Here is an 18,900-nt window from a genome sequence, read left to right as displayed (position 1 = left end):
CTTAGCCCTTGTAGAGCATGGTCGAGACGTCGACCTTCTGGGCGAAGACGCCCTTGTCGGCGAACAGGTCGAAGAATTTCTGGAAGTGCTGGATGTCGCCGGGCGTGAACTCGTTGTAGAGGGTGTAGGCGGCCAGCGGCACTTCCTCGGTCATCGGACCTTCGATGGCGGTGTAGCCCTTCAGGTAGGGGCGGGCCTCTTCCGGCTTGCTGCGGATCAGTTCGATGCCGCGTGCATAGGCGGCGATGAATTTCCTGCTTTCCTCGGGATGCTTCTTCAGGAAGGCGGTGGTCAGCGATGCCGACCCGCCGAACCACGGCGCCATCGGATCGCCCAGCACGTACTTGGCGATGACGCCCGATTCCAGCACGCGGGTAGTGCCGTTCAGCCTGCCCACCGTGCCCGTGGGCTCCAGCGTGTAGCAGGCGTCCAACTGGCCGGCGGCGACCGCGGCGACGTGCTGGCTTATCGCCAGCTCGACCACGGTCGCCCCGGTTGCGCCGGCGCGCTCCAGCACTGCTTTGGCCAGCGTGGCGTTCTGGATGCCGGGTCCAGATCCGACCTTTTTCCCCTTGAGGTCTGCGATGGATTTGATGGGACTGTCTTTCGCGACGATGAACTCGTCCAGCACGTGCTTGGCGTTGCTGGGATTGGACGCAAAGATCTTGAACAGGCCGGGCGAGGCGATCTCGCCGATGGCCAGGTTGGCCGAGCCGGTGCCGTTGGCGCTGCCGTCCGCGCGGCCGGCCAGCATCGCTTCCATGACCTGCTGCGCGCCCGCGAATTTCAGCGGCTCGACGTTCAACCCGGCCTCCTTGAAATAGCCCTTTTCCAGCGCCGCGTAGAACGGCAGGCCGGCCGCCACGGGCCAGAAGCCGATGCGGATGACGGGTCCCGACTGCGCGCGCGTCAGCGCCGGCGCGGCCAACGTCGCGGCGCCCAGCGCGGCGCCCTGGATCAGCCGGCGGCGGGTGGCGTTGAAGGCATGGGGCGCGTTGCGGTAGATCATGAGGGAGCTCCTGGTGTGCAAGGAAAGTGGCGCTTGTAGACAAGCTGGCATACCAGGCATCAAGCAAGAGCCGTGCCAACTTCGTCCGGGGCGGCAGGCGCCCAGGGAGCGTGGCGGGCCGGCCTCGCGCTGGTGCCTCGCCTGAACCACATTGGTGCACGGCGCACCATTGAAGGGGACATAACCGGCCCTGTGTCGCGCTGCGCGCGATGGCGTAGCATGTGGGCGGATCGGAGCGTGCTGCTCCGGGTTCGTGAACCCTTGCGCGACGCCCTGGCTGCGTCATACCGAGATGAATACGCGTTTTGTCGAAGCCTTTCTGTGGTCGGCGCGCCTGGGCAGTTTCCGGGCGGCGAGCGACCGTCTGCACATTACCCAGGCCGCCGTGGCCAATCGCATCGCGTCGCTCGAAGAGGACATAGGCGCGCGCCTGTTCGAGCGCGACGCCAAGGAGCTCAGGCTGACGGCCACCGGCACCCGGCTGCTGGACTATGGCGAACGACTGCTGGAGATCCGCCAGCAGATCCTGTCGCTGGGCAAGGGCGGCGACGAGGTCTTCGGCCTGGTGCGTATCGGCGCCATCGAGACCGTGGTGCACACCTGGCTGATCGGCTTCCTGACCAATCTGCGCTCCACCTACCCGGGCATCGAGGTCCAGCTCACCTCCGAAACCACGCGCGCGCTGCACCGGGGCTTGCGCGAGGGCACGCTCGATATCGCGCTGCAGACGGACCTGCTGAACGACAGCGGCATCATCAGCACCGCCTGCCTGCCAATGGAGATGGGCTGGGTCGGACCGGCCGGCGACGAGGACGCTCTGAGCGCGCAGCAGCTGCTGAGCGAGCCGGTGCTGACCATGAGCCCGGGATCGCAGCCGCACGAGGCGCTCAAGGCCCTGTACCGCGAAGTCGGCATGCCGCAGGGCAAAGTGCACTGCGTCAGCTCGATCTCCGCGCTGGCGCGGCTGGTGCGCAGCGGCTTCGGCCGGGCGCTGGTGCCGCTGCCGCCCATCTATGAATATGTGGCGCGAGGCGAGGTGCAGATCATCCGCTGCGACATCCCGGTGCCGCCCCAGCTGCTGGTGGTGAGTTATCTGGAAAGCGCCGGGTCGGACGCGATCCGCCTGGTGGCTGAACTCGCCAGCCGCGCTTCGGACCAGTTCACGTCGTCGGTCACTGCGCCGCGATTGGGTTCGGCGCAATAGTGTTATCCCTAGGGCGTCTTTCAGTAATTTTGTTGCCGCGCAGAAGAATTACTCGTTTGTCCCGGGGCAGCCGGCCGGCTGAAGATGGAGCCTTCCGTAATCGAAGGAATTTCCTGTCTTCCGCCCATGAGCACGCGCACCGAATCCACTCTCCCGCCGCACGGCCTGCTGTTCGTCGCCACTGACGCCGACCCCGCCCACGAAGCCGATTTCAACCGCTGGTACGACCGCGAACACGTGGAAGAACGTGTGCGCATCCCCGGCTTTCTGTCGGGCGCGCGCTACCTGTCGCGCGCAGGCGGCCGCAAGTATCTGGGCCTGTATCGCACCGAATCGCTGGCCGCCTTCACCACGGCGGACTATCGCAAGGCGTTCGAGCGCCAGACCGAGTGGTCGGTGACCAACCTGGACCGCATGCGCGACCCGATGCGCCGCGTGTGCGCCGTGCGGGCCGTGACGGGCTTTGGCTCCGGCAGCGAGATCGCGGTCCTGCCTCTGCCGGCGACGAATGACAGCGAAGCGCTGGTGGCGCGGGCGCAGGCGCTGGGCGCCGAACTGGCGCAGGCGGACGGCTTCGTGCAGTCCTACCTGCTGGTGCCGGACGTGGCGCTCAGCACGCCGCTGCCGCGCGAGTCCGCCGAAAACCGCGTGCTGGCGCCGCTGTTCGTGGCGGAAGCGAGTTCCGCCGCTGCCGCGCGCGCGCTGCGCGACGATGCTTGCCGCGCCTTCGATGCCGATCCGGCCAGCGCCTGGCTGCTGCAACTGGGCTGGAAGCTGACGGCCGCCGACCTGCGCTGAGCCCATTGCGGCCAGTCACCAAACATCCGATTCAAGGGGAATCCCATGGCTGAACAAACGCTATACGGCGCCGCGGCGGTCAAGACCGCGGCAGCGCCCAACAAGATGCGCAGGCTGGCCCTGGCCAGCTCGGTCGGCACCACGCTGGAGTGGTACGACTTCACCATCTACAACCTGATGGCTGCGCTGGTATTCAACGCCATCTTCTTTCCGTCCTTCGACCCGCTGACGGGCACGATCCTGGCGTTTTCCACCTATGCCGTGGGCTACGTGTCGCGGCCCCTGGGCGGCTTCGTCTTTGGCCACCTGGGTGATCGGCTGGGACGCAAGTTCGTCCTGGTCGCCACCCTGGTCATCATGGGCGTGTCCACCGGCCTGATGGGGTTGTTGCCGACCTACGCGTCCTGGGGCGTGTGGGCGCCGGTGGCGCTGGTGGCCTTGCGCTTTGTACAGGGCGTGGCGCTGGGCGGCGAATGGGCTGGCGCGGTGCTGCTGTCGATGGAGCATGGCAAGCCGGACCAGCGCGGGCGCAACGCCTCGTTCACGCAGATCGGTCCGTCCTGCGGCACGCTGATAGGCACGGGCTTCATCGCCGCGGTCTCGGCCTTCCTGAGTCCCGAGGACTTCCAGGCCTGGGGTTGGCGCGTGCCCTTCGTCTCCAGCGTGGCGCTGGTGCTGTTCGGCCTGTGGCTGCGCCGCGGGGTGGAGGAAACGCCCGTGTTCCTGGAAATGGAGCAGAAGCGCGAAACCGCCGCCACGCCCATCAAGGAAGTGCTGGGCCAGTACTGGCGGCAGCTGCTGATCGCGGGTGGCTCGCGCATCGGCTCCGACGTGCTTTATGCGTTGGTGGTGGTGTTCACGCTGACCTACGTCACCACGGTGCTGCACCTGTCGCGGCCCATGGCGCTCACCGCGACCATGCTGGGCGCCGCGCTCAACGCGATTGCGGTGCCGCTGTGCGGGCATCTGTCAGACAAGATCGGCCGCCGTCCGGTGTATCTGGCGGGCGCGGTACTGGGCATGATCTGGGCCTTCGTCTTCTTCGTGCTGATGGACACCGCGCATCCCATCGCCATCTGCGCTGCCGTCGTGGTGGGCCTGCTGATCCACGCGCTGATGTACGGCCCGCAGGCCGCCTTCATCACCGAGCAGTTTCCGGGCCGTGTGCGCTATGCGGGTTCGTCCCTGGCCTACACCCTGGCCGGCATCGTCGGCGGCGGGTTCGCGCCGCTGATCATCGCCAGCCTGTTCAAGTCCTGGAACTCGACCTTTGCCATATCGCTGTACGTGGCGGCGGCGCTGATCGTGACGGCGGTGGCGGTGCTGGCTGCCAGGGAAACGGCGAAATCTCCGTTGCAACGCTGAGGCGCATCTAGGCCGGCCAGGCGCCGCCCGGACTGGAGTCCGGGCGGCGCCTGGTGGTTCAAAGAAATGTCAGGTATCTGACTTTATTCTGAACACCAAACGAAAATTGTTTACACTCTCATCCTCAAAATTCGAGGTTGAGCGGGCCGCCGTGGGGGCGGGATCCGTTCCTGTTACGGGAGAGAGTCGATGCGCAAGTTGTTGTTGGGAGCGGTGTTGGCCGCTGCGGTGTTCGGGGGGACGGCCCAGGCTGCGGCCGAGCCCAAGGCCGTGGTCGCCACGTATTCGGATCTGGCGCTGGCCGGCTACGAAGACTCGCTGACTTCCGCCAAAGCCCTGCGCACCGCCATCGACGCCCTGATCGCCAAGCCCAGCGCCGAAACGCTGAAGGCCGCGCGCGAGGCCTGGCTTGCGGCGCGCGTGCCGTACCAGCAGACCGAGGCGTACCGCTTCGGCAACCCCATCGTCGACGATTGGGAAGGCCGTGTGAACGCATGGCCGCTGGACGAAGGCCTGATCGACTACGTCGACGCCTCCTACGGCACGGAAAACGACGAGAACGCCTACTACGCCGTCAACGTCATCGCCAATTCCAAGATCTCGGTGGGCGGCAAGACCGTCGACGTCAGCAAGATCACGCCCCAGCTGCTGTCCGAGGTGCTGCATGAAGCCGACGGCAACGAAGCCAACGTGGCCACGGGCTACCACGCCATCGAATTCCTGCTGTGGGGCCAGGACCTGAACGGCACCGGCCCCGCGCCGGCAGACCGCAAGGGCACGCCGCAGGAACGCCATGCCGGCAACCGTCCGCACACCGATTTCGATCCGAAGCAGTGCACGGGCGGCCACTGCGAACGCCGCGTGCAGTTCCTGAAGGCCGTGACCGATCTGTTGGTGACGGACCTGGAAGAGATGGTCGGCAACTGGAAGAAGGACGGCGCCGCGCGCAAGGCCGTCGAAGAAGATCCGAAGGCCGGCCTGATCGCCATGCTGACCGGGCTGGGCAGCCTGTCCTACGGCGAGCTGGCCGGCGAACGCATGAAGCTGGGCCTGATGCTGCATGACCCCGAAGAAGAGCATGACTGCTTCTCGGACAATACGCACAACTCGCACTATTACGACCAGATCGGCATCCGCAACGTCTACCTGGGCAGCTACACCCGCATCGACGGCAAGACCGTCTCGGGCGCCAGCCTGTCGGAACTGGTGAAGGCCCGCGATCCCAAGCTGGACGCCGAGGTTCGCGCCAAGCTGGACGCCACCGTGGCCGCCATGCAGGCGATGAAGACGCGCGCCGAAACGGTCGAAACCTACGACCAGATGATTTCGGACGGCAACAAGGAAGGCAATGCCGTGGTCCAGGCCGCCATCGACCGCCTGGTCGACCAGACCCGCAGCCTGGAGCGCGTGATCGCCCTGCTGGACCTGGGCAAGGTGGCCATCGAAGGTTCCGACAGCCTGGACAAACCTGACGCCGTATTCAAGTGAAACTCGTTTTAGCCGCCGTACTGGCGGCGTCGGCCCATGCCGGCGCCGCCGCCGCTCCAACCGGGCGTGACGACCTCACGCCCGAAGATCTGAAACGCGTGACCGCCATCACGGCGCCCACGCGCGATTTCTCCAAGGTCGAGACCTTCGAGACCATGCAGGCTGGGGCTGCCACCACCAACAAACTCATCAACGCCGACATCTTTTCGCAGCCGTCGGCCAACATGAGCTTCGAAGGGCGCCAGGAATTCCAGGTCGGCAACGGCCTGTTCCGCAAGGACTGGGTCTCGGCGCCGGCTTCCACGCAGGCGTCCGATGGCCTGGGCCCGCTCTTCAATGCGCGTTCCTGCCAGGCCTGTCACACCAAGGACGGACGCGGCACGGTGCCGGGCTTCGATCCTTTGGAACGTACCGATGCGGTAGCGCTGTTGCTGCGCCTGGCGGTGCCGCAGGGCGCCGACCGCGGCCACCCCAAGCTCGCGCCGGGCGAGATCGCGGCCTTGCCCGAACCCGTTTACGGCGTGCAACTGCAGAACTTCGCGGTCGCGGGCCTGCCCGCCGAAGGCCGCATGGAGATCGAATACCAGCCGGTCCCGGTCGCGCTCAACGGCGGTGAAACCGTCACGCTGATGAAGCCGGCCTACCGCATCGAGAACCTGGGCTATGGCCCGATGCGCGCGGACACGCAGATCTCGCCGCGCCTGGCGCCGCCCATGATAGGCCTGGGCCTGCTGGAATCCATCCACGAAGCCGACATCCTGGCCAACGTGGGCGCGGACAAGCGCGACGGCATTGTCGGCAAGGCCAACTGGGTCACCGACGCGCGCACTGGCGCGCGCGTGCTGGGCCGCTTCAACCTGAAGGCCGGCCAACCCACGGTCGAGCAGCAGAGCGCAGCCGCCTTCTCCAACGACATGGGGCTGTCCACGCCTCTGTTCCCTCAGCATTCCGGCGACTGCACGCCTTCGCAGAAGCAGTGCCTGGACATGCCGCACGGCGCGCAGCCACGCTTCGGCCCCGAGGAAGTGCCGGCCAAGCTGATGGACTTCGTCACCATCTATTCCACCAACCTTGCCGTGCCGCAGCGCCGTGACGCCGACGATGCGCGGGTGCTGGCCGGCAAGAAGCTGTTTTACGAAGCCAACTGCGTCGCCTGCCACGTGCCCAAGTACGTCACCAGCCGCAACGCCAAGCAGCCCGAGCATCGCTTCCAGCTGATCTGGCCCTACACCGACATGCTGGTGCACGACATGGGCGACGATCTGGCCGACGGCGTATCGGACGGGCTGGCCAATGGCCGCGAATGGCGCACGCCGCCGCTGTGGGGCATCGGCCTGACCAAGACCGTGAACCCCAATGCCACCTGGCTGCATGACGGACGCGCGCGCACCTTGCTGGAAGCCGTGCTGTGGCATGGCGGCGAGGCCAAGCCGGCGCGCGATCGCGTGGTGGCGATGACGCCGGAAGAACGCGCCGATCTCATTCGTTTCCTGGAGTCGCTGTGATGGCCGGATTTGCAACGCTGATGTTCAAGCGCGCCGCGGCCGCGACGCTGGTCCTGGCCGCACCCGCGGCCGCGCTGGCCGCGCCGCCCTCCGACCTGGGCGAGCGCCTGGCGCGCGATTACGCCCGTCCCGCCGTGGCCAGGATGGTTGACGCGGCGTCGGCGCTGGACGGCGCGCTGGGCGGCTGGTGCGCGCAGCCCGGCGCAGCCGACGCGAAGCGCGTCAAAGAGGCTTTCGAAAATCTGGCCCTGGCGTGGTCCGGCATCGAGTTCCTGCGCTTCGGCCCGCTGGTGCAGGCCAACCGCTACGAGCGCCTGGCGTTCTGGCCCGATACGCGCGGCGTCATGCCCAAGCAGGTGCAGGCGCTGATCGCCGCCCAGGACGGCGCCTTGCTCGTGCCCGGTGCACTAGCGGGACGCAGCGTGGCCGTGCAGGGCCTGCCCGCGTTGGAATATGTGTTGTACGGCGAGCCGGCCTTGCTGCGGCAGGATGGCGGGCAGGTCGGCACCTACGCCTGCGATTACGCCCGGGCGGTGGTCGCCAACGTCAGGCAGATCTCGCGCGATGTAGCCCAGGCCTGGAGCGCCGAAGGCGATTTCGGCCGGCAGTTTGCGCAACCCAAGGCCGGCAACGACCTGTACCGCGACCAGCAGGAAATCGCGGCCGAGGCCATGAAGTCGCTTTCCACGGGATTGCAGTTCGCACGCGACGTGAAGATCCTGCCGGTGCTGGGCGACACGCCGGAAGCGGCGCGGCCCAAGCGCGCCGCATTCTGGCGCAGCCAGCTGTCCACGCGCCTGCTGGCGGCCAACCTGGAAGGGCTGCAGGCCTTCTACCAGGCGGGCGCCTATGCGCTGCCCAAGGGCGATGCCTGGATGGCCGAGTCCGTGCGCGGTGAACTGGCCAGCGCGGCGCGCACGCTGTTGGATGTGCCAACGCCGTTGGAGCAGGCCCTGGCTCAGGAGGACGGGCGCAGGCAACTGACGCTGGCGGCGCTGACCCTGAAGAACGCCAAGGCCATCGTCGACGAGAATCTGGCGCCGGCCCTGGGCGTCACGATCGGATTCAATGCGCTCGATGGCGATTGACCGGCGCCGCTTCCTGTCGCTTGCGGCCGCGCTGGGCCTGGGTCCGGCGGCGGCGTTGGCGGCTGCGCCCAAAGACGGCGAAGTCCTGTACCTGAGCGCGCGCAAACGCGGCGGGCGCGACGAAACCGCGCTGCTGGACGCGGCCGGGCATGACCGGCTGGTGGTGCCGATGCCCGCGCGCGGACACAGCTTCGCCATCGATGCCGCGGGGGAACGCGCGGTCGTCTTCGGCCGCCAGCCGGGCTTCTTCGCGCTGGCCTTCTCGCTGCGCGGCGGCGAGCCCCAGGCCTTGCCCATGCACGAGGAACGCCACTTCTTCGGCCATGGCGCCTACGTGGACGGCGGCCGGCTGCTGGCCGCCACCGAAAACGATTTTGAAGCGGGCCGGGGCGTGCTGGGGCTGTACGACGCCTCGCCCGGGGGCGCATACCGCCGTATCGGCGAATTCGACAGCGGCGGCATCGGTCCGCATGAAGTCGTGCTGATGCCCGACGGCAAGACGCTGTGCGTCGCCAACGGCGGCATCCTGACGCATCCAGACTATGGCAAGCTGGAACTCAACCTGGACACGATGCGGCCCTCGCTGGCCTACATCGATGCGGCCAGCGGCGAGCTGCTGGAAAAAGTGGAGCTTGAGCCCGCCTTGCACCGCCTGTCCATCCGCCACCTGGCGCTGGCCGCCGACGGCTGCGTCTGGTTTGGCTGCCAGTACATGGGTCCGGCCTCCGACCGGCCGGCGCTGGTGGGACGGCACAGGCGCGGCGCGCAGCTGGAACTGTTCGAAGGACCCACGCAGGCACTGCGCCAGATGCGCAATTATGTCGGTTCGGTGGCGGTGGATGCCGCGGGCGCCGTGGTCGCGACGTCCAGCCCGGTGGGCGGGCAGGTGATCTACTGGGACGCGGCCAGCGGCGGTTGCCTGGGCACGACCGAACTGGCCGATGGCTGCGGCGTGGCGCCGGCCGCCGGAGACGGCTTCCTGCTGAGCAGCGGCCTGGGAGCGATGCTGCGCACCGACGCGTCCGGCAAGGAGCAGCCCGTGCTGGCGCCGTCGCGCGAGGTGTCCTGGGACAACCATTTCCGCAAAGTTCCGGCGCGGGCCTGAACCCGCGTGCTTACAAAGCTTGACACAACGGGGCCGCGATGCGGCCCTTATCGCAAGCGCCATCTGATAAAGTTTTCGGCTGCTTTTTTTCAGGCCGCCAGGCGTCCGTTGCCGGGACGCTGCGCGGCCTCAACTTTTCCGCAGGAGTATCCATGGAAGAAGCCTTGAAAGAATTTAACGCCTGGGCTCCCAAGCTGGTCGACCTGGGCCTCAATCTGGCGGTTGCGCTGCTGATCCTCATCATCGGCTGGTGGGTGTCGTCGCTGCTGGGCAGTTGGGTCCGCCGCGCCGCGACGCGCTCCAAGAAGATCGATCCGACCATCGTGCCCATGTTCTACAGCACGGTGGTCTGGACGGTGCGCATCTTCACCGTGATTGCGGTGCTGGCGCGTTTCGGGGTGCAGACGGCCAGCCTGATCGCCGTGCTGGGCGCAGCCGGCCTGGCCGTGGGCCTGGCCTTGCAAGGCACGCTGCAGAACATCGCCGCCGGCATCATGCTGTTGATCCTGCGCCCGATACGCGCGGGCGAATACGTGGCGCTCAGCACCGGCGTGGACGGCACGGTGGAAGAGGTCGGCCTCTTCCTGACGCGCCTGATCCAGGTCGACGGCATCCATCTGACCTTGCCCAACAGCACGGTGTGGAACGCCACGATCACCAACTACAGCCGCAACAAGACGCGCCGCCTGGATATCCCGGTGCCGGTGCGCTATGGCGACAACCTGGAAGTGGTGGTGGCCAAGCTGCGCGCCATCGTCGACGCACGCCCGGAAACGCTGAAGGATCCCGAGCCGCTGGTGAAGGTGGTCGACTACAAGGAGAACGGCGTGGTCGTGAACGTGCGGGTATGGACCGAGTCGGCCAAGTACTGGGACCTGCGCTGGGGCTTGTACCAGGACATCCGCAAGTCGCTGGAAGACGCGGGCTTCCAGCCGCCGATCCCCATGCGCGAGATCCAGAACGCCAAGCCGGGAGCCGCGGCCTGAAGCAGGTGGCCTTCCCTGGAATGACAATGGGCGCCCCGCTGGGCGCCCCTTTTTTTTGCCGGCGGCAAGCAGGTCTCAGGCCTGCATGGACAGGCGCGCCAGTTCGTTCTTGATCCAACCGGCGATTTCGCGCTGGCGCTGGGCCGGCATGCGGTCGATGATGGCCGTGACGCTGACCGCCAGGATAGGCGCGCCCTGCGCGTCCAGCAGCGCGCAGCCCACGCCCAGCGCGCCGCGCACCGCGTGGTTGCCCACCACGGAATAGCCGCGGGCGCGGGTGTTTTCGATCAGGCGGAACATTTCCTGCGGCGTCATGCCGCCGTATTCGTCCAGTCGGCCCGAGTTGCGCTCGACGATGCCGCGCGCAACGTCGTCGGGCAGGGCGGCCAGCAAGGCCATGCCGCCCGATCCCACCCCCAGCGGCTGGCGCTTGCCGGCGTAGGTGGCCAGGATCTGCACCGGATAGCTGCCGATCTCGCGATGCAGGCTGATGGAGTCGTCCTCTTCGCGCACTACCAGGAATACCGCGTCGCCGGTGCGATCGGCCAGGCGCCGCAGCACGGGCAGCAGCTGGCGCACGCGCGGGTCGCGCGAGCGCGTGTCCGGGTCCACCGCCAACTGGGCGCGGTACTTCTTGGTGCCGGTCACGGCCAGCACCAGCCCGGCATCCAGCAGGGCGGCCAGCAGGCGGTAGATGGTGGGACGCTGTATGCCCGTGAGGCGGGCGATATCGGTCACGCTCAGGCCGTCAGGGCCCTGGTCCCGCAGGGCGGCCAGGACGGCCAATCCGCGCCGCAATGTGCGTGGGCCCGCGGCCGCGGCGTCGCTATCTTGCATGAAAATCTCTGAAAACTCGGGTTATTACGGAATATTCAAGGGAAAACCACTGTCCGTGCTGTGGACTCTACCTTGATGCAGTGCATGTGTATAGCTCAGAATGCTGCATCGAACAATTCAAATCGTCCATTCAATGGACAGTACCTGCACGGAGACTCTATGACTACAGGTCAAAAGCCTGGACTGCGGCGCATTGCCGCCACCCTTCTGGCTACCGCCGCAAGCGCATTCGCAATGGGTTCGGCCCATGCCGCCTATCCCGACAAGCCCGTCCGCATCGTGGTCGGTTTTTCCGCCGGCGGCACCACTGACGTGATCGCCCGCATCATGGCCAAGGAGCTGACCGAAAGCCTCGGCCAGTCCTTCGTGGTCGAGAACAAGCCGGGCGCCGGCAGCAATATCGCCACCGACCAGGTAAAGCGCGCAGACCCCGACGGCTACACGCTGCTGTTCGTGGCCGTGACCAGCGCCATCAACCAGACGCTGTACAAGAACGTCAATTTCGACCTGACCAAGGATTTCACGCCGGTGGCGCTGGGCGCCAAGGTGCCGAACATCCTGGTGGTGAACCCGACAGTGCCCGTGAAATCGGTGCAGGAACTGGTGGACTACGCCAAGAAGAATCCCGGCAAGCTGGCGTTCGCCTCGTCCGGCAGCGGCACGTCCATCCACATGGCGGGCGAGCTCTTCAAGATGCAGACCGGCATCGACGTGCTGCACGTGCCCTACAAGGGCAGCGCGCCGGCCGTGACCGACCTGATCGGCGGCCAGGTGCAGTTCATGTTCGACAACATGCCGTCGGCCTGGCCCCACGTGCAGTCGGGCAAGCTGCGCGCCCTGGCCGTGACCACGACCGAACGCTCCAAGAGCGCGCCTGACGTGCCGACCATGAAGGAATCCGGTTTCGCCAACTTCGACGTGTCTTCGTGGTTCGGCCTGATCGCGCCCGCCGGCACGCCGCCGGAAGTCGTGAACAAGCTCAACGCCGCCATGGTCAAGGCCCTGGACAAGCCCGAAGTGCAGCTCAGCTTCGAGAAGCTGGGCGCCGTGGGCGTGAAGACGACGCCGGCCGAATTCGGCCAGTTCATCAAGTCGGAAGTGGAAGGCTGGGCCCCCGTGGTCAAGGCCTCGGGCGCCAAGGTGGACTGATGTTCGATTTCCGGGCGGCAAGCCGCCCGGCAAACCTTGCTGGGGGACAGGCGTAAGCCTGCGCCCCTATTTTTTTGCCCCGCCGTTGCGGCGCGCCGTGGCCAGCATGGCGGTGCAGACACCGCGCATCATGTCCACCTCGTCGCGGCTCAGCGCAAGGCGGGAGTACAGGTGCCGCATGCGCGGCATCAGCTTCTTGGGGTGGGCAGGATCCAGGAACTGCACGCCGACCAGCGCTTCTTCCCAGTGCGCCAGGAAGGCCTGCACTGCCTCGCCCGAAGCCGGCGCCGCGCCGCGCGGCGCCTCTTGCGCGGTGGAGGCCGGCAGCAGCGCCGCGCCCTGGTCCACCAGCAGCGCGTAGCGCAGCTCCCAGGCGGCCAGCTGCAGGGCCTGGGCCACGTTCAACGAGCTGTACTCAGGATTGGCAGGGATATGGCAGATGCGGTGGCACAGCGCGATCTGGGCGTTGGTGAGCCCGGCGCGTTCGGTGCCCAGCACCACGGCGGCCACGCCTTCGGCCGTTTCGCCCAGGTGGGCGCGGGCCAGTTCGGCCGCCTGGCGGATGTCGCAGGGCGGGGGGCCCAGGTCGCGTACCCGCGCGGTCAGCGCGAATGCCATGGTGACCGGCGCCAGCGCTTCTTCCAGGGACCCGTAGATGCGGGCATTTTCCAGCACGTCCAGCGCGCCGCTGGCGAGCGCCACGGCCTCCGGCTGGCTTGTTACATCTGGGAATTTAGGCTCGACCAGGACCAGTTCGGAGAAGCCCATCGTCTTGATGGCGCGGGCCGCCGAACCCACGTTTCCGGGGTGGCTGGGGTTCACCATAACGAAGCGAACACGTGAAAATGCTTGAGTCATTTAAAATGGCACGTTTGGCTTAGTGCCTTCCTGGTTTTTTGGGTCGATTTCCCCCTGTCGGGGAACGGCGGACCGGGGGGCGGCAAGCGGCCTATCATCAAGCCAACTCATCGCATTCGTACGGAATTTTATGCACCCGATGCTCAACATCGCCATCAAGGCGGCCCGGCGTGCCGGCACCATTATCAACCGTGCCAGCATGGATTTGGAACGACTCAGCGTGGCTCGCAAGGGGCCGCGGGATTATGTCACGGAAGTCGATCGCGCCGCCGAGGAGTCGATCGTCGAGACGCTGCGCGCGGCTTACCCGGACCACGCCGTGCTGGGCGAGGAATTCGGCCTGCAAGGCCCCGACCAGGCGGAATTCCAGTGGATCATCGATCCCCTGGATGGCACCACCAACTTCATCCACGGCCTGCCCAACTACGCCGTGTCGATCGCGCTGACGCAGCGCGGCCAGGTCACGCAGGCGGTCATCTATGACCCGACCCGCAATGAACTATTCACGGCCAGCCGTGGCAGCGGCACCTTCCTGAACGACCGCCGCGTGCGCGTCTCGGGCCGTACCCGCTACCACGAGGCCCTGCTGGGTGCGCACTGGCCCAACTCCGGCGATCCGGAACAAGGCTCCGCGCGTTTCCGCCAGATGGCCGAAGGCAGCACCGGCGTGCGCCGCCTGGGCTCCACCGTGCTGGACCTGGCCTACGTGGCCTGCGGCCGCCTGGACGGCTTCTGCGGCGTGGGCCTGAAGGCCTGGGACCTGGCTGCAGGCAGCCTGATGGTGCTGGAAGCCGGCGGCCTGGTGGCCGACTTCGACGGCGAGCAAGGCTGGATGGACAGCGGCAACGTGCTGGCCGCCAGCCCCAAGATCTTCACGCAGATGCTGTCCTCGCTGAATCCGCCTTCGGCGGCTTGAAGCGGAACGCTTCCGCCAGAATGAAATAAACCGGCCCATGGCCGGTTTTTTCATGCGCGGGCGCAGGCTCAGCCGGCCTGACCCTGCAATACCAACTGCCCATCCTCCGCCACAAACCACGCGCGCAGCCCCAGCTCCCGCACCACCGCCTGCGTCGTTTCCAGCGGCATGTTCGAGAAAGCCGTCGATAGGGCATCGGCCATGGTCGCGGACGGCGCCATGACGGACACGCTCAGGTATCGCGGCCGCGCGCGGCCGGTGCGGGGATCGAACAGATGCGTGTACCGGCCCCCGGGGTCGATGGCGGTGCCATAGCCCCCGGAAGTCGCCAGGGCCTGGTTCGTCATGCTGGCGCTTGCGAGCAGGCGCGCCGGGTCGCGCGGGTCGGCGATGCCGACCTTCCAGGGCTGCGGCGTAGCGCTGCCGTCCAGCCCCTGTATTTCACCCATGTCTACCAGCGCCCGTTCCAGCCCGCCGCGCCTGAGCAGATCGGTGACGCGGTCGGTGATGTAGCCCTGGGCAATGCCGTTGAGCGTGATGCCCATGCCGGGCCGCAGCAGTTCGATGCGGCTGTCGTCCAGCATCACGTCGGCATGCGACACGCGCGATAGCGCCTGCGCGATGGCCTGGGCCGGCGGACCGTCGGCGGCGGCGCCGGGCTGCGAGAAGTGTTCGGCATACAGCTGCCACAGCGGCTGCACGGTGGGATCGAACATGCCTGAGGTCAATTCGCTGTAGCGCCGGCTTTCGCTCAAGAGCCGCAGCAAGTCGGCCGGCGGATTGTCCAGGAAGCCCTGGCGGTTCAAACGCGAAAGCGCGCTGTCGTCGCGATAGAGGCTGAAGATGGCTTCCAGCCGCCGCAGTTCCTGCAAGGACTGCGCGATCAGGCGCTGGGCCGCTGCGGCGTCGGGATGGTAGAGACGCAGCTCGGCATCGGCCCCCAGCGCCGTGCCTTGCCAGGTGACGGGTGCAATCGAGGCGGCGGCGCGGCGCGCGGCGACGGGGGCCAGTGCCAGCGCGCTGGCTGCGGCGGCGATGCCGATGAAACGGCGGCGGGTAGGGTTCATGGCGATAGGCCTGTAGAGGCGCGGGCTATTGGGCGAAGACATAGCTTTCCGGCACGTCGGCAAAGGTGACGACGCGGCCGCCGTGGGTATCGGCGAAAGCCTGCGCATGGTCGCGGCGGGAGAAGGGGATGGCATCTTCGGCGCCCATGCCGCCGATGTAGCGGCCTTCGATGACGTAGTACGCCTGCCGCGCGTCGATCCAGGCCGCCGGGTCCGGCGCGCCGCCCGCGCCCGCGGTGGACATGTCGTTGACGTAGATGGCGCTGATGCCCTTGGGTTCTTCGGGCAGCAGGGTGTAGGCGAAGACCTGCTTGATCGAGGAGAACCACACGGGCGCGGCCTGCCCCTTGACGAATATCTGTCCCTTGGGACCGTTGTGTTCGCTCAGCGCCATGCCGCAGTAATGGCCGACGGACTCCGTCGTCACGGCCTGCGGCGGAGGCGCGGTTTCGGGCGCGGCGCCGCTGCCGCAGCCCGCGGCCAGCAGCACGATGGAGGTGGCCAGCATGAGTCGCAGGGATTTCATAGCGGTTTGTTCCTGAAAGCGGCGGTCGCCAGCAGGAACGGCACGGCGATCCACAGCAGCAGCGCCGCGACCAGCGCGGCGAGCGGCAGGCTGGCCTGGTCGCTCACGCCCGCCATGCCGGCATACAGCGAAATGTTCTCGAAGCCCGTCAGGTTGAGCAGGCGGTATACGTCGGACGGGTTGAGCAGCAGCAGCGCGTTGAGCAGGCCGGGGCTGACGTGGCGGCCCTGGTCGGCCGCCAGCACGCCCAGCAGCGCCATGTCGTAGATCACCACGAAGAACAGCCAGACGCCGACGGCGATGCCGGCGGCCGTGGCGCGCTCGCGCACCAGCGAACTGATCAGGTAGCCCATGGCGAGAAAGCTCGCGCCCAGCAGCACGCTGGCGCCGATCAATAGGGCGAACGGCTGCCAGGCGCTGGGGTCCAGGCCGCCGTAGGCCCATTGCAGCGCCAGCCCGGCGGAACCGTAGCCCGCGCCCGTGGCCAGCGCCAGGATGGCCAGGTGGCCGATGAATTTGCCGATCAATACCTGGCCGCGCGAAACCGGGTAGCTGAGCAGCAGCGCCATCGTGCCCCGGTCGACCTCGCCGACCACGGCGTCATAGGCCAGCAGCATGGCAATGAGCGGCACCAGGAAGATCGACAGGCTGGACAGGCTGACCACCGTGACGGTCAGCGGCTCGGCCTTGACGGTGCCCGTGGGCGAGCTGCCCAAAAGGCCCAGCGCCAGCGCCAGCGCGGCCAGCAGCAGGGCGGTCGCCAGCACCCAGCGATTGCGCAGGCCGTCGCGGATTTCCTTGCCGATGATGGTGCATACCGCGTTCATACGTCTTCCCGTTCAAGCAGATGTGCATAGATGTCGTCCAGGCCCGGGACCTGGATGTCGAGGTCGGCGATGGCCGACGACAGCGCGCCGATGCCGCGGATCGCTTCGACCTTGCCGCTCTCGGGGCAGGCCAGTTCAAAGCGCCCGGCATCGATGCGGCGCCAATCGCTGCCGGGCGGCGGCGCGCTGGCATCGGCAAAGGTCAGGCGGATGCGGATGGGCAGCCCGGTGGAGCGCCGCAGCGCCGACATCGCGCCGTCGGCGATCTTTTTTCCGGCCTTCATCACGACGATGCGGTCCGCATGGCCGGCCAGTTCGGACAGGGCGTGCGTGCTCAGCAGTATCGTGGCGCCGGCCGCGCGCAGTTCGTGGACGATGTCGTAGAACATCAGGCGCGAGGCGGGGTCCAGGCCGGTGGTGGGCTCGTCGAACAGCAGCACGCGGGGCTGGCCCAGCAGCGCCTGCGCCAGCGCCAGGCGCTGCCGCATGCCCTTGGAGTAGCCGCCCACGCGGCGGCGCGCGGCGCCGGCGATGCCGACCTTCTCCAGCAGCGCGGCGTTGCCCGACAGCGGCTGGCGCTTGAGCCTGGCGTAGAACGCCAGGGTTTCCTCGCCGGTCATCGAGGGATGCAGCGCCACGGTCTCGGGCAGGTAGCCGATCCGGCCGCGCAGGCGCGCCGCGGCGGGGCTGTGCGCGTCCTGGCCGAAGATCGCGACGCGGCCGCGGGTGGGACGTATCAGGCCCAGGATGAGCTTGATCATCGTGCTCTTGCCGGCGCCATTGTGTCCGGCGAGCGCAACGCATTCGCCTTCGCGCAGCTGCAGGTCCAGGCCGTCGATGGCCTGATGCGCGCCATAGTGCTTGCTGACGCCGGTAAGCGCCACCAGGTCGGTGCTCATGGGGATTCCTTGGTGCTTGCGGTGGGCGGAGGCTGCATCAGCGGGGCGCTGTCGATCACGCCGCCTGGCAGGATGGCGGGAAACTGCGACTGGGCCCAGCGCACGATGGAAATCGACGGGCTGTTCAGCAGGATGCGGGCCGCCGGCGCGCGCCACAGCAACTGGTCGACCACGTCGTTCGGCCGGTAGGCGGTGTCGGCGATGCCGTCGCCGTCCAGGTCGAACGCGGTGTTGTCGCTCCAGTAATTGCCGCGCCCGTCCACCGACCAGTCCAGTGTGCGCGTGCCCACGTACTTCACCTGGTTGCGGTTGTTGATGAAGGCGTTGCCCGAGATCCGGTTGCCTTCGGACCCGGCCGTGAAATGCACGCCGATGTCGCAGTTGGAGAAATGGTTGTCCAGGAAGGTGTTGCGGTTGGCGTTGTAGATGAACACGCATTTCCCGGCGCGGTCCACCGTGTTGTTGGCGATCGTGGAATGGTTGGCGTAGTTCAACATCAGGCCCTGCTCCTGGCTGTCCAGCGCGACGTTGTCGCGCACCACCAGCCGGTGCGAATACATGATGGCGTAGGCGATGTCGGTGCCAGTGGATACGTTGCCGCTGATCTCGCTATCGTTGGTGTACATGTAGTGCACCGCGTAGCGCAGGTCGTGGAAGCGGTTGCCGCTGAACGTGTTGAGCTTGCTGGTGTTGACGAAGATGCCATCGCGGCCGGCGGATATGTCGTTGTCCAGCACGCGCGTGCCTGGCGTGTTCCACAGCGTCACGCCGTTGCCTCTCTCGGCCACGCGCAGCTCCTTGTTGCCCACGATGCGGTTGCCGCGGACGGTAGCGTCGGCTGGCCCCCAGACGTGCACGCCGACCAGGTTGTCCAGGACGTCGTTGCGCTCCACCAGCGCGCGGTGCGCCTCGCGGTCCAGGAAGATGCCGGCGTCCATGTCGGACAGGCTCAGGCCGGAACGCGTGACGGTCAGGTTGCGCAGCGACACGTCCGCGGCCGTGACCCAGACGGTGCGCCCCTGGCGCGTGCCGGCGATGACGGCCGAACGGTCCTGGGGGCCTTCCAGCGTCAGGGGCTTGTCGATGACGATGCCGCCGGCGTAGGAGCCGGGCGCCAGCCGCAGCACGTCGCCGGCCGCGGCAGAGGCGATCGCCGCCGTCAGGTCGGCGCCCGCGGCGATCTCCACGGTCGCCGCGGCCGCCGCGCCCGACAGCGCCAGCCCGGCGGCCGCCAGCAGCGCGGCGCCGGCGGTCCTGCTTGCGCTCATCCCAA

At 67.4% G+C, this 18,900-nt stretch carries 18 protein-coding genes; 10 read left to right on the top strand and 8 right to left on the bottom strand.

All coding sequences use genetic code 11. The features are described 5' to 3' along the window. Nucleotide 1: 1 nt before the first annotated feature. Nucleotides 2–1,009 (bottom strand): ABC transporter substrate-binding protein, encoded by a 1,008-nt coding sequence (locus DXK93_RS11075; protein ID WP_054453217.1) that lies wholly within the window; start codon nt 1,007–1,009, stop codon nt 2–4. Between the two features lie 292 nt (nt 1,010–1,301). On the opposite strand from DXK93_RS11075, the gene DXK93_RS11070 reads away from it, so the two are divergent. From DXK93_RS11070 to DXK93_RS11035, 8 genes are all read left to right on the top strand, one after another. Then, entirely contained in the window at nt 1,302–2,213 is a 912-nt protein-coding gene (locus DXK93_RS11070) for a LysR family transcriptional regulator (protein WP_054453214.1), read from the top strand. 126 nt (nt 2,214–2,339) lie between these two features. Beyond that, a complete protein-coding gene (locus tag DXK93_RS11065) occupies nt 2,340–3,011 on the top strand; it encodes a DUF4286 family protein (RefSeq protein ID WP_054453213.1) in 672 nt (223 codons plus the stop codon). A 45-nt stretch (nt 3,012–3,056) separates the two neighbouring features. Next, the gene (locus DXK93_RS11060) at nt 3,057–4,376 is read left to right on the top strand and encodes an MFS transporter (protein ID WP_054453211.1); all 1,320 of its coding nucleotides are present in this window, start codon (nt 3,057–3,059) and stop codon (nt 4,374–4,376) included. Between the two features lie 189 nt (nt 4,377–4,565). After that, on the top strand, nt 4,566–5,864 hold the full coding sequence (locus DXK93_RS11055) for an imelysin family protein (RefSeq protein ID WP_054453210.1): 1,299 nt from the start codon (nt 4,566–4,568) through the stop codon (nt 5,862–5,864). Next, the gene (locus DXK93_RS11050; RefSeq protein WP_119450067.1) at nt 5,861–7,369 is read left to right on the top strand and encodes a di-heme oxidoredictase family protein; all 1,509 of its coding nucleotides are present in this window, start codon (nt 5,861–5,863) and stop codon (nt 7,367–7,369) included. The genes DXK93_RS11055 and DXK93_RS11050 overlap by 4 nt, the downstream gene beginning before the upstream one ends. Next, nucleotides 7,369–8,457 (top strand): imelysin family protein, encoded by a 1,089-nt coding sequence (locus tag DXK93_RS11045; RefSeq protein WP_119450066.1) that lies wholly within the window; start codon nt 7,369–7,371, stop codon nt 8,455–8,457. The genes DXK93_RS11050 and DXK93_RS11045 overlap by 1 nt, the downstream gene beginning before the upstream one ends. Then, a complete protein-coding gene (locus tag DXK93_RS11040; protein ID WP_119450065.1) occupies nt 8,447–9,562 on the top strand; it encodes a DUF1513 domain-containing protein in 1,116 nt (371 codons plus the stop codon). Before DXK93_RS11045 ends, DXK93_RS11040 begins: the two co-directional genes overlap by 11 nt. A gap of 152 nt (nt 9,563–9,714) precedes the next feature. Continuing rightward, nucleotides 9,715–10,548 carry a mechanosensitive ion channel family protein gene (locus DXK93_RS11035; protein WP_054453202.1) on the top strand — a complete coding sequence of 278 codons (834 nt, stop codon included), beginning with the start codon at nt 9,715–9,717 and terminating at the stop codon, nt 10,546–10,548. 75 nt (nt 10,549–10,623) lie between these two features. On the opposite strand, the gene DXK93_RS11030 is transcribed toward DXK93_RS11035, so the two are convergent. Next, on the bottom strand, nt 10,624–11,385 hold the full coding sequence (locus DXK93_RS11030) for an IclR family transcriptional regulator (RefSeq protein ID WP_054453200.1): 762 nt from the start codon (nt 11,383–11,385) through the stop codon (nt 10,624–10,626). 159 nt (nt 11,386–11,544) lie between these two features. Between DXK93_RS11030 and DXK93_RS11025 the strand changes: the two genes are divergently transcribed. Beyond that, nucleotides 11,545–12,534, top strand: coding sequence for a tripartite tricarboxylate transporter substrate binding protein (locus DXK93_RS11025; RefSeq protein WP_054453198.1), 990 nt, complete (start codon nt 11,545–11,547; stop codon nt 12,532–12,534). A 66-nt stretch (nt 12,535–12,600) separates the two neighbouring features. Here DXK93_RS11025 and DXK93_RS11020 read toward each other — a convergent pair whose 3' ends face one another. After that, a complete protein-coding gene (locus DXK93_RS11020; protein WP_119450064.1) occupies nt 12,601–13,392 on the bottom strand; it encodes an RNA methyltransferase in 792 nt (263 codons plus the stop codon). 130 nt (nt 13,393–13,522) lie between these two features. Here DXK93_RS11020 and DXK93_RS11015 point away from each other — a divergent pair, with 130 nt between their 5' ends. Beyond that, nucleotides 13,523–14,308: an inositol monophosphatase family protein gene (locus tag DXK93_RS11015; protein ID WP_054453195.1), complete on the top strand. Its 786-nt coding sequence runs from the start codon at nt 13,523–13,525 to the stop codon at nt 14,306–14,308. A 68-nt stretch (nt 14,309–14,376) separates the two neighbouring features. On the opposite strand, the gene DXK93_RS11010 is transcribed toward DXK93_RS11015, so the two are convergent. From DXK93_RS11010 to DXK93_RS10990, 5 genes are read right to left on the bottom strand one after another with little or no spacing between them, the layout of a single operon-like run. Continuing rightward, on the bottom strand, nt 14,377–15,375 hold the full coding sequence (locus tag DXK93_RS11010; protein ID WP_119450063.1) for an FAD:protein FMN transferase: 999 nt from the start codon (nt 15,373–15,375) through the stop codon (nt 14,377–14,379). A 25-nt stretch (nt 15,376–15,400) separates the two neighbouring features. Further along, nucleotides 15,401–15,901, bottom strand: a complete 501-nt coding sequence (locus tag DXK93_RS11005) for a nitrous oxide reductase accessory protein NosL (RefSeq protein ID WP_119450062.1) — start codon at nt 15,899–15,901, stop codon at nt 15,401–15,403. Further along, nucleotides 15,898–16,728 carry an ABC transporter permease gene (locus DXK93_RS11000; protein WP_054453191.1) on the bottom strand — a complete coding sequence of 277 codons (831 nt, stop codon included), beginning with the start codon at nt 16,726–16,728 and terminating at the stop codon, nt 15,898–15,900. Before DXK93_RS11000 ends, DXK93_RS11005 begins: the two co-directional genes overlap by 4 nt. After that, the gene (locus tag DXK93_RS10995) at nt 16,725–17,627 is read right to left on the bottom strand and encodes an ABC transporter ATP-binding protein (protein ID WP_119450061.1); all 903 of its coding nucleotides are present in this window, start codon (nt 17,625–17,627) and stop codon (nt 16,725–16,727) included. The genes DXK93_RS11000 and DXK93_RS10995 overlap by 4 nt, the downstream gene beginning before the upstream one ends. After that, a complete protein-coding gene (locus tag DXK93_RS10990; protein ID WP_225589090.1) occupies nt 17,624–18,895 on the bottom strand; it encodes a nitrous oxide reductase family maturation protein NosD in 1,272 nt (423 codons plus the stop codon). The genes DXK93_RS10995 and DXK93_RS10990 overlap by 4 nt, the downstream gene beginning before the upstream one ends. Nucleotides 18,896–18,900: the final 5 nt, after the last annotated feature.

This window comes from Achromobacter sp. K91 (assembly GCF_003576205.1).
In the GTDB taxonomy this organism is placed as follows: Bacteria; Pseudomonadota; Gammaproteobacteria; order Burkholderiales; family Burkholderiaceae_B; genus Achromobacter; species Achromobacter aegrifaciens.
The sequence above is the reverse complement of the archived record's forward strand: the minus strand, read 5'-3'. Positions and strand labels throughout refer to the sequence as shown.

What these genes read in the sequence shown, in the direction of transcription:
- DXK93_RS11075 (WP_054453217.1), bottom strand. Translation starts at nt 1,009, where the DNA reads ATGATCTACCGCAACGCGCCCCATGCCTTCAACGCCACCCGCCGCCGG.
- DXK93_RS11070 (WP_054453214.1), top strand. Translation starts at nt 1,302, where the DNA reads ATGAATACGCGTTTTGTCGAAGCCTTTCTGTGGTCGGCGCGCCTGGGC.
- DXK93_RS11065 (WP_054453213.1), top strand. Translation starts at nt 2,340, where the DNA reads ATGAGCACGCGCACCGAATCCACTCTCCCGCCGCACGGCCTGCTGTTC.
- DXK93_RS11060 (WP_054453211.1), top strand. Translation starts at nt 3,057, where the DNA reads ATGGCTGAACAAACGCTATACGGCGCCGCGGCGGTCAAGACCGCGGCA.
- DXK93_RS11055 (WP_054453210.1), top strand. Translation starts at nt 4,566, where the DNA reads ATGCGCAAGTTGTTGTTGGGAGCGGTGTTGGCCGCTGCGGTGTTCGGG.
- DXK93_RS11045 (WP_119450066.1), top strand. Translation starts at nt 7,369, where the DNA reads ATGGCCGGATTTGCAACGCTGATGTTCAAGCGCGCCGCGGCCGCGACG.
- DXK93_RS11040 (WP_119450065.1), top strand. Translation starts at nt 8,447, where the DNA reads ATGGCGATTGACCGGCGCCGCTTCCTGTCGCTTGCGGCCGCGCTGGGC.
- DXK93_RS11035 (WP_054453202.1), top strand. Translation starts at nt 9,715, where the DNA reads ATGGAAGAAGCCTTGAAAGAATTTAACGCCTGGGCTCCCAAGCTGGTC.
- DXK93_RS11030 (WP_054453200.1), bottom strand. Translation starts at nt 11,385, where the DNA reads ATGCAAGATAGCGACGCCGCGGCCGCGGGCCCACGCACATTGCGGCGC.
- DXK93_RS11025 (WP_054453198.1), top strand. Translation starts at nt 11,545, where the DNA reads ATGACTACAGGTCAAAAGCCTGGACTGCGGCGCATTGCCGCCACCCTT.
- DXK93_RS11020 (WP_119450064.1), bottom strand. Translation starts at nt 13,392, where the DNA reads ATGACTCAAGCATTTTCACGTGTTCGCTTCGTTATGGTGAACCCCAGC.
- DXK93_RS11015 (WP_054453195.1), top strand. Translation starts at nt 13,523, where the DNA reads ATGCACCCGATGCTCAACATCGCCATCAAGGCGGCCCGGCGTGCCGGC.
- DXK93_RS11010 (WP_119450063.1), bottom strand. Translation starts at nt 15,375, where the DNA reads ATGAACCCTACCCGCCGCCGTTTCATCGGCATCGCCGCCGCAGCCAGC.
- DXK93_RS11005 (WP_119450062.1), bottom strand. Translation starts at nt 15,901, where the DNA reads ATGAAATCCCTGCGACTCATGCTGGCCACCTCCATCGTGCTGCTGGCC.
- DXK93_RS11000 (WP_054453191.1), bottom strand. Translation starts at nt 16,728, where the DNA reads ATGAACGCGGTATGCACCATCATCGGCAAGGAAATCCGCGACGGCCTG.
- DXK93_RS10995 (WP_119450061.1), bottom strand. Translation starts at nt 17,627, where the DNA reads ATGAGCACCGACCTGGTGGCGCTTACCGGCGTCAGCAAGCACTATGGC.
- DXK93_RS10990 (WP_225589090.1), bottom strand. Translation starts at nt 18,895, where the DNA reads ATGAGCGCAAGCAGGACCGCCGGCGCCGCGCTGCTGGCGGCCGCCGGG.